At 64.9% G+C, this 8,334-nt stretch carries 9 protein-coding genes and 1 pseudogene; 4 read left to right on the top strand and 6 right to left on the bottom strand.

Features of this window, described 5'->3' with window-relative positions; genetic code table 11:
* Both V7N12_RS00720 and ubiA read right to left on the bottom strand, forming a co-directional pair.
* Window positions 1-208: pseudogene (locus V7N12_RS00720) on the bottom strand (OmpA family protein); the annotation flags it as partial.
* Between the two features lie 54 nt (window positions 209-262).
* The gene (ubiA, locus tag V7N12_RS00715; RefSeq protein WP_333711958.1) at window positions 263-1,252 is read right to left on the bottom strand and encodes a 4-hydroxybenzoate octaprenyltransferase; all 990 of its coding nucleotides are present in this window, start codon (window positions 1,250-1,252) and stop codon (window positions 263-265) included.
* Window positions 1,253-1,264: 12 nt separating this feature from the next.
* On the opposite strand from ubiA, the gene V7N12_RS00710 reads away from it, so the two are divergent.
* From V7N12_RS00710 to V7N12_RS00695, 4 genes are read left to right on the top strand one after another with little or no spacing between them, the layout of a single operon-like run.
* Window positions 1,265-1,987 (top strand): 16S rRNA (uracil(1498)-N(3))-methyltransferase, encoded by a 723-nt coding sequence (locus tag V7N12_RS00710; RefSeq protein ID WP_333711957.1) that lies wholly within the window; start codon window positions 1,265-1,267, stop codon window positions 1,985-1,987.
* Entirely contained in the window at window positions 1,984-2,826 is an 843-nt protein-coding gene (locus tag V7N12_RS00705; RefSeq protein ID WP_333711956.1) for a GNAT family N-acetyltransferase, read from the top strand. The genes V7N12_RS00710 and V7N12_RS00705 overlap by 4 nt, the downstream gene beginning before the upstream one ends.
* A complete protein-coding gene (locus V7N12_RS00700) occupies window positions 2,819-3,337 on the top strand; it encodes a hypothetical protein (protein ID WP_333711955.1) in 519 nt (172 codons plus the stop codon). Before V7N12_RS00705 ends, V7N12_RS00700 begins: the two co-directional genes overlap by 8 nt.
* 58 nt (window positions 3,338-3,395) lie before the next feature.
* Window positions 3,396-4,766, top strand: a complete 1,371-nt coding sequence (locus V7N12_RS00695) for a glutamate--cysteine ligase (protein ID WP_333711954.1) — start codon at window positions 3,396-3,398, stop codon at window positions 4,764-4,766.
* 70 nt (window positions 4,767-4,836) lie between these two features.
* Here the strand turns inward: V7N12_RS00695 and plsY are convergent, their stop codons facing one another.
* Genes plsY through V7N12_RS00675 form a run of 4 tightly spaced genes read right to left on the bottom strand, consistent with a single transcriptional unit; the run spans window position 4,837 to window position 8,252 of the window.
* A complete protein-coding gene (gene plsY / locus V7N12_RS00690; RefSeq protein ID WP_333711953.1) occupies window positions 4,837-5,457 on the bottom strand; it encodes a glycerol-3-phosphate 1-O-acyltransferase PlsY in 621 nt (206 codons plus the stop codon).
* Window positions 5,457-6,740 carry a dihydroorotase gene (pyrC, locus tag V7N12_RS00685; RefSeq protein WP_333711951.1) on the bottom strand — a complete coding sequence of 428 codons (1,284 nt, stop codon included), beginning with the start codon at window positions 6,738-6,740 and terminating at the stop codon, window positions 5,457-5,459. The genes plsY and pyrC overlap by 1 nt, the downstream gene beginning before the upstream one ends.
* 34 nt (window positions 6,741-6,774) lie before the next feature.
* The gene (locus V7N12_RS00680) at window positions 6,775-7,299 is read right to left on the bottom strand and encodes a hypothetical protein (RefSeq protein ID WP_333711949.1); all 525 of its coding nucleotides are present in this window, start codon (window positions 7,297-7,299) and stop codon (window positions 6,775-6,777) included.
* Window positions 7,296-8,252, bottom strand: a complete 957-nt coding sequence (locus tag V7N12_RS00675) for an aspartate carbamoyltransferase catalytic subunit (RefSeq protein ID WP_333711947.1) — start codon at window positions 8,250-8,252, stop codon at window positions 7,296-7,298. The genes V7N12_RS00680 and V7N12_RS00675 overlap by 4 nt, the downstream gene beginning before the upstream one ends.
* Window positions 8,253-8,334: the final 82 nt, after the last annotated feature.

Genomic DNA, 8,334 nt, shown 5'->3' with positions numbered 1-8,334 from the left:
CCTCGGTCGGGGCGTCGCCTTCGAGGATCACCTGCAGCCCGTCGCCCAGCACCGATGCCCAGTCATATCCCTGATCGGCAAGGTTTTCCTGCACCGCGATGACGGATCGTTCCTCGACCTCGCGCACAAGGGTCCGTGCGGCGAGATAGGCCAGGCTGCCGGCGGCGGCGAAGACGACAAGGCGCAGGAAGATGGCAGAGAGACGCATGATGCTCCGGGATTGCGGTGGTCCTTGCATAGGGCCAGACCGTAGCGGGCGCAATCACACCAAAAGGGCAACGGCGAAAAACGGCAGGGGGATCAGACCCGCGTTCCGGTTCGACCGGAAGAGCCGCAAGAGACCGGCGTTGTCGTTCGCATCGAACCGGCTGAGCTGCCATGTCAGGTGCCAGCCAAGCGCCCATGGACCGCCGATCGCGATGACCAGAGACAGGGCCGACCTGTCGTGTGCCGCAAGGACCACCGCCAGCCCGAAAAGGATGATGGTGACGGTCAGGAACAGCCGCAGCCATTTGCGCGACTGGTCACCGAACAGGCGGGCGGTGGACTTGATGCCGATCAGGGCATCATCCTCGGCGTCCTGATGGGCGTAGATGGTGTCATAGAACAGGGTCCAGGCGATCCCTGCCGCGTATAGGACCAGCGGCACCGGCCCGATGCTGTCGGTATGCGCCGCCCATGCCAGAAGGGCACCCCAGTTGAAGGCCAAGCCCAGAAAGACCTGCGGCCACCACGTGAACCGCTTGGCGAAAGGATAGACAGCGACCGGGAGCAGGGCGAGCACGCCCAGCGCGATGGCGGTCGGGGTGAAGGTGATCAGAATCACGAAGGCCAGCAGCGATTGTGCGATCATCCAGATCAACGCGCCGCGCACCGTGACCTGACCCGACGGAATGGGCCGCGACCGTGTTCGTGCCACCGCCCCGTCGAAATCGCGGTCGGTGATGTCGTTCCACGTGCAGCCCGCCCCGCGCATCAGGAACGCCCCGATCCCGCAGCCGACAATCGTCCACAGATCGCGTGTGCTGGCGCTATCGGTCGCCAGCATCGCAAGCGACAGACCCCAGAGGCACGGCAGATAGAGCAGCCACGTCCCGATCGGCCGGTCGGCGCGGCTTAGCCGCAGATATCCGCGGGTTGCCACGGGCGCGAAGCGGTCCACCCAGTTGTCGGGCGGTGCATCCGCGACGCTGCCGTTCTTGTCGGCGTTCGTATCATCGTTCTTGTCTGGCCCTTCGGCGCTCTCGGTCATATTGTCCGCCCCATGGCATCCAAGGTCCGGCTTTATGTAGAGCACCCGTTGGGGGAAGGGCAATCTGTTCCGCTGACGCGCGAACAGGCGCATTACCTATTCGGCGTGATGCGGCTGGGTGCGGGCGACGTGGTCTCATTGATCAACGGCCGCGACGGGGAATGGGACGCCAGCGTGGAACAGGCGGGCAAGAAGGGCGGCATCCTTCTTTGTCAGGTGCAGACGGCAGCTTTGCAGCCGCCGCCCGACCTGTGGTTTCTCTTCGCGCCGATCCGCAAAGAGCGCACGGCCTTCATCGTGGAAAAGGCGGTCGAGATGGGGGCCGCGCGGGTGCTGCCGGTGCAGACCGACTACACGCAGGCGGCCAACCGCGTCCGGCAGGACAAGTTGCAGGCCCATGCGGTCGAAGCGGCCGAGCAATGCGGCGGGACATTCGTGCCGCCGGTGGATGAACTGGCGAAACTTGGCGCCATTCTGAAGACCTGGCCCGCCGACCGCCAATTGATGTTCTGCGACGAGGTGTTGATCGGTGACCCTGTGGCCCTGCCGGACCTGCGCGGGCCTTGGGCGATCCTGATCGGACCCGAGGGCGGGTTCTCGCCCGCAGAGCGCGACCTCTTGCGCGGCCTGCCCTTTGCCCATCCCGTCAGTTTGGGCCCGCGCATCCTGCGGGCGGATACGGCGGCGGTCGCGGCGCTGACGGTCTGGCAACAGGCCCTGGGGGACTGGGCGTGATCCTTGCAACCAAGGCGGACCGCCCTGCGGTCGAGGTCTTCCTGCGCCAGCACATCACCACGTCGATGTTCCCGCTGTCGAACCTGCGCCGCTATGGCATGGCGGGCGGGCATGGGCGGGCGATGTCCTTCTGGCTGAACTGGCGGGACGGGCGGATCACCGATGCGCTGGGCCTCAGCGACGAGGGGTTTCTGTTTCCGCAATGCCCTACCGGACCTTGGGGTGCACTTGCAGCCGTGCTTGCAGGGCAAGCGATCAAGGGGCTTTTGGGTGCCGAAGATCAGGTCGCAGCACTCAGGCGGTGCCTTGCGCTTGATCCGGATGCCAAGGCGCTCGATACGACCGAACCGCAGTTCACCTTGCCACTGGCCGATCTGGTCATACCCGATAAGGCGGGTTTCCGGCTGGTGCCGCTGGATGCCGCGTTCCGCGATATTGCGACCCGCTGGCGCGCTGCCTACATCATGGAAGTGATGCAGGTCCCCGGCGAGGACGGGGACGCGAAGGCGGTGCAGGATGTCGACAACTACATCGCGGCGGGTAGCCACAGGGTCTTGCTACGGGACGGATCGCCCGTGGCCATGACAGGCTTCAACGCGGACCTGCCCGAGGCCGTTCAGATCGGAGGCGTCTACGTCCCGCCTGTCCTGCGCAGGCAGGGCCTTGCACGGCGGGCGGTGGCGCTGCATCTGGCCGAGGCGCGGGCCAATGGCGTCGGCACGGCGGTGCTGTTCGCGGCGTCCGACAATGCCGCGCGCGCCTATCAGGCGATCGGCTTCCGGCGGGTCGGCGCATTCTCGGTGCTGGTCTTCGGGTCCCCGCAGGTGATCCATGGCTGATTTCCTGCGCCCCGAGGCCAAGGCCCAGCTTTGGCGGTTTCGCGATGCGCTGATGGGCGGGGGCGTTGCGCTGCTGGGGCTTTATTGGGGGCTGACGCGCTTTGGCATCCTGTCGTGGATCGGATGGCTGATGCTGGCAGGTGGCGTCATCTGGACCATCGCCGGCCTGCAACGCGCACGGTTCCGGCAGGGCGAGGACGGCCCCGGCGTGGTGCAGGTGCGCGAAAGGCGGTTTGCCTATTTCGGACCGCTGGACGGCGGGGTGATGGATGTGGACGACCTGATCAGGCTTGAAATCGACCCGACCAGTTATCCCTCGCCCAGTTGGGTGCTGACCGGTCAGGGTGGTCAGCATCTGGCGATCCCTGTCAATGCCACGGGCGCCGAAGCGCTTTTCGACGTTTTCGCCGCCTTGCCCGACATCAGGACCCAATCCATGCTGGATGTGCTTTCCCGCACACCTGATGCGCGCGTGGTGATCTGGCAGCGGACACGGCCACTGTTGCATTGACCATTGACGCCGGACCCGCCACAGCTACGGTCCCAGCATTCATCGCGAGGTTCATCCCATGTCCATTCCCCAGTCCGGCGGCGCGCCCATCGAAGACTACAGCCAGCTTGCCGACCTGCTGGAAAAGGGCTGCAAGCCCAAAGAGGCATGGCGGATCGGGACCGAGCACGAGAAGTTCGGCTATTGCAAGGATACGCTGCGCCCATTGCCCTATGACGGCGACCGTTCCATCAAGGCGGTACTGCAGGGGCTGGAGACCCGCTTCGGCTGGGACCGTGTCGAGGAAGATGGCAAGATCATCGGTCTGACCAAGGACGGGGCGAACGTCAGTCTCGAACCGGGTGGGGCGCTGGAACTGTCAGGCGCGCCGCTTGAGACGATCCACCAGACCTGCGACGAGGTGAACAGCCATCTGGCCGAGGTGAAATCCGTCTCGGACGAGATCGGCGTGGGGTTCATCGGGCTGGGTGCCGCCCCCGAATGGATGCATGAGGAAATGCCGCTCATGCCCAAGGGCCGCTACAAGCTGATGAACAACTACATGGAAAAGGTCGGCACGATGGGCACGGCGATGATGCGCCGGACCTGCACCGTGCAGGTGAACCTCGATTTCGGGTCCGAGGCCGACATGGTGCAGAAGATGCGCGTGGCACTGGCCTTGCAGCCGGTGGCCATCGCGCTTTTCGCCAACTCGCCCTTCTTCGAGGGCAAGATCAACGGCCACAAGTCATGGCGCAGCCGCATATGGCGGTCGCTGGATGATGCGCGCACCGGGATGCTGCCTTTCGTCTTCGAGGAAGGATTCGGGTTCGAAGCCTGGGTGGAATGGGTGCTCGATGTGCCGATGTATTTCGTCTACCGCGACGGCAAGTATATCGACGCGCTGGGCATGTCCTTCCGCGACTTCCTGAAAGGCGAATTGCCCGCGCTGCCGGGTGAAAAGCCGCTGCTGTCCGACTGGGCGGACCATCTGACCACGGTCTTCCCCGAAGCGCGCATGAAGCAGTTCATCGAGATGCGCGGGGCCGATGGCGGCCCGTGGCGCAGGCTTTGTGCGTTGCCTGCGCTTTGGACGGGGCTGATGTATGACCAGACCGCCCTCGATGCCGCATGGGACCTTTGCAAGGGCTGGACCGCCGCGCAGCGGGACGCGCTGCGGGTGGCGGCCTCGGTCGACGGATTGCAGGCGCAGGTGGACGGGATCGACATGCATGATCTGGCGCGCGAGGTCGTGGCCATTTCCGAAGCGGGCCTCAAGGCGCGGGCGCGGCCCGGTGCGGATGGCATGGTGCCGGATGAGACACATTTCCTGAATGCGCTGAAAGACACCATCGAAACAGGCGAGACACCCGCGGACGAGCTTTTGCGGCGGTATCGCACCGACTGGAACGGTGACCTCAAGCGCATTTATGCCGATTACAGCTACTGAGCTTGCATTGGGGTGCGCTGTCGGATGCCGCGGGGATATTTATGGGCCAATAATAACGGAAAGGCGCGCGTCAGCTTTTAGCGACGGGTTTGGCGCCGATCTTGGGTTCCGTGCCCGCCCGAAGCCGCCGGACATTGCCCCAGTGGCGGACGTAAAGCAGCAGCGCCATCACGATCCCGAGAAGGAAGAGATCGCCATATCCGGTAAAGCTCATCACCACCGGCACCCATCCGGCCGCGACCAGTGCGGCAAGTGACGAATAGCGGGTCAGGATTGCGATCAAGAGCCAGATCAGGCTGGCCGCAGCCCCCATCGGCCATGCCAGCGCCCAGATGACGCCGAAATAGGTCGCGACCCCCTTGCCGCCCTTGAACCCCAGCCAGACGGGAAAGCAGTGCCCGAAAAAGGCGGCCAGCCCTGCGATCTGTGCCGCCTCTTCAGAGAAAAGAACGCGGGCCAGCAGCACGGCAATCGCCCCCTTGGCGGCATCGAAAACCAGCGTCAGTGCCGCCGCCTTCTTGTTGCCGGTGCGCAGCACATTGGTCGCCCCGATGTTCCCCGAGCCGATCTCGCGCAGGTTGCCGAGGTTCATCATGCGGGCCATGATCATCCCCCCCGAAACCGACCCCAGCAGGTAGCCGAAGACGGCGGCCAGCCCCAGTGCGACGGAGAGGTTCTCGATCATCGGCATCAGTCGTTCCCCCAGACTTGCGTTCCGTCCACCCATGTCCCCAGCACGCGCCCCTCCATCCGGGCCCCGTCGAAGGGCGTGTTCTTGGATTTCGAGTGCAGTGTCGCGCGGTCCAGCTGGAACGGGGTGTCGGGATCGAAAAGGATCAGATCGGCAGGCGCATCGGGCAGCAGTCGCCCTGCAGGCAGACCAAGGATGCGGGCAGGGTTCAGCGCCAGCGCGCGGAAGAGGCGCGGCAGGTCCACAAGCTCGGCGTGATAAAGCCGAAGCGCGGCGGGCAGCAGCGTTTCCAGCCCGACAGCGCCGCTGGCGGCTTCTTCGAAGGGCAGCCTCTTGCTTTCCTCGTCCTGCGGGGTGTGCATCGAACAGATCACGTCGATCAGCCCGTCATTGACGGCCTGCACAACGGAGAGGCGGTCATCCTCGCTGCGCAGGGGCGGCTTGAGCTTGAAGAAGGTGCGGTAGTCGGCGACGTCCAACTCGTTCAGGGTCAGGTGATGCACGCCGACGCCGGCGGTGATCCGCAGGCCGTTCCGCTTGGCGCGTTCCAGCGCGGGCAGGGCGCGGGCCGTCGTGATCTGGTCCACATGATAGCGCGCGCCGGTCATTTCCAGCAGGCTGATGTCGCGGTCGAGGCCCATGCGCTCGGCCATGGGGCTGACGGCGGGCAGCCCGCGCAGCGAGGCGAATTTCCCGGATGTGGCCACGGCACCATCGGACAGGACAGGTTCCTGCACATGCCCGATCACCAATGCGTCAAGCGAGCGCGCATAGGTCAGCGCCCGCTGAAGCGCCTTGGTGTTGGTGACCACGTTGTCGCAATCGGTGAAGGCAACGGCACCCGCATCCAGCAGAAGACCGATCTCGGTCATCTCGCGCCCTTGCCGCCCCTTGGTCAGGGCGGCCATGGGCAGCACATGCACAGGCGCGTCCGCCTGCGCGCGCCGTTCCACGAATTCCAGCGTCTCGGGCGTGTCGATGGCAGGCAAGGTGTCGGGCCGTGTGACGATGGTGGTCACGCCGCCCGCAGCCGCCGCGCGCCCCGCCGAGCGGAAGCTTTCCTTGTGCCGCTCGCCGGGTTCCGAGATCTTGACGCCGATGTCGATGATCCCCGGCGCAAGGCACATGCCGCCGCAATCGACCGTCCGATCGGCCCTGACCTTGGGATGGTCGGTCTCGAAGACCTCGGCGATCCTGCCGTCACGGACCAAAAGCGCCCCCGGCGCATCGCTCAGGGCTACGGGGTCGATCAGCCGTGCGTTGACGAAGAGGGTCGTGGTCATCCTGTCTGATCCTTGGCTTGGGACATCGTCTTCTTCATCCCCCCACCAGAACCATCAGGCCGACCAGAAGGAACATCACCAGAAGGGCGGCCATTGCGACCATGCCGCCGATCCGCGCGTTGGATTTCGCAGGCTTGGCCTGCGCTGCGGGGATCGTGCCCCGCGCGCTTTCGGACGACAGCGCCTCAGGCAGGGTGACGTCCGGTCCGGGCGCATAGGTCGTGATGTGCTTCAGGCCGAAGCCGGGTGCGAGGCGGGTTTCCGTCCCGCCCGTGGCCCGCGACAGGACCAGCACCGCATGGCCGGTGATCTGATCGACCCGCGCCGCATCGACGGGATCGGGTGCCATGTCATAGCCTTCGTGGATGTAGCGGGTCAGCGACATGCCCATCAGGTCGTCGATCCGCACGATATCGACAAAATCGGGGTTCAGCGGTGCACCAAAGAGCGCAAGCATCCCCTTTGGCGTTTTGCGCAGGACCTCCTGCGGCAATGTCATGTCGGTGGCAAAGACCCTGATCTGGCCGTGGTCGGTTTGGGGAATCCTGATTGTCGTCACACCATCACCGCCTTCGGGCCGCGCGACTTGCGCAGGTTCTGCGCCAGCAGGTCCATCGCGGCCATGCGCACGGCGACGCCCATCTCGACCTGTTCCTGAATGACGCTGCGGTTGATGTCGTCGGCGATATTGCCATCGATCTCGACCCCGCGGTTCATCGGTCCGGGGTGCATGACGATGGCATCGGGCTTGGCATGGGCCAGCTTTGCGGCATCCAGCCCGTAGCGGTGAAAGTATTCGCGCTCCGAAGGGATGAAACCGCCGTCCATGCGTTCCTTCTGAAGCCGCAGCATCATCACGACATCCACGTCGCGCAGGCCTTCTTCCATGTTCTCGAAGATCTCGACGCCGAAGTCGCCGATGCCCGTCGGCATCAGTGTCGGCGGGGCGATCAGGCGGATGCGGTTTTCCATCTTGCCCAAGAGCATGATATTCGAGCGCGCCACGCGGCTGTTGGCGATGTCACCGCAGATGGCGATGGACAGGCGGTGCAGACGCCCTTTCTCGCGCCGGATCGTCAGCGCATCGAGCAGCGCCTGCGTGGGATGCTCGTGCCTGCCGTCGCCCGCATTCAGGACGGCGCAGTCGACCTTTTGCGCAAGCAGATCGACAGCGCCCGATTGCGGATGCCGCACCACCAGCAAGTCGGGGCGCATGGCGTTCAGTGTCAGCGCCGTGTCGATCAGCGTTTCGCCCTTTTTGATGGACGAGGCCTGCATCCCCATGTTCATCACATCCGCCCCAAGCCGCATGCCAGCCAGTTCGAAACTGGCCTGTGTGCGGGTGGAATTCTCGAAAAACATGTTGATCTGGGTCAGCCCGGCCAGCACATCGCGGTGGGCGATGCCCTTGCGGTTATGCTCGGCATAGCGGTCGGCGAGGTCCAGTAGCGTCGTGATCTCGGCCGGGTGAAGGTGCTCGATCCCCAGAAGATGCTTGGCGCGAAATGTCATCAGGTGCCCTCGTTCCGACCTTACGGGCCTTATAGGCGGGGCGGATGCGCGCTTCAATGGCAGAGGGCGTGCACTTTTCCCG

This window comes from Yoonia sp., assembly GCF_036770585.1.
Lineage (GTDB): Bacteria > Pseudomonadota > Alphaproteobacteria > Rhodobacterales > Rhodobacteraceae > Yoonia.
Note: the sequence above shows the minus strand (reverse complement) of the source record. Positions and strands in the feature narration are given on the sequence as shown.

Bases quoted from the DNA above. Each gene is read 5' to 3' on its own strand.
- ubiA (WP_333711958.1), bottom strand. From the start codon at position 1,252: ATGACCGAGAGCGCCGAAGGGCCAGACAAGAACGATGATACGAACGCC.
- V7N12_RS00710 (WP_333711957.1), top strand. From the start codon at position 1,265: ATGGCATCCAAGGTCCGGCTTTATGTAGAGCACCCGTTGGGGGAAGGG.
- V7N12_RS00700 (WP_333711955.1), top strand. From the start codon at position 2,819: ATGGCTGATTTCCTGCGCCCCGAGGCCAAGGCCCAGCTTTGGCGGTTT.
- V7N12_RS00695 (WP_333711954.1), top strand. From the start codon at position 3,396: ATGTCCATTCCCCAGTCCGGCGGCGCGCCCATCGAAGACTACAGCCAG.
- plsY (WP_333711953.1), bottom strand. From the start codon at position 5,457: ATGCCGATGATCGAGAACCTCTCCGTCGCACTGGGGCTGGCCGCCGTC.
- pyrC (WP_333711951.1), bottom strand. From the start codon at position 6,740: ATGACCACGACCCTCTTCGTCAACGCACGGCTGATCGACCCCGTAGCC.
- V7N12_RS00675 (WP_333711947.1), bottom strand. From the start codon at position 8,252: ATGACATTTCGCGCCAAGCATCTTCTGGGGATCGAGCACCTTCACCCG.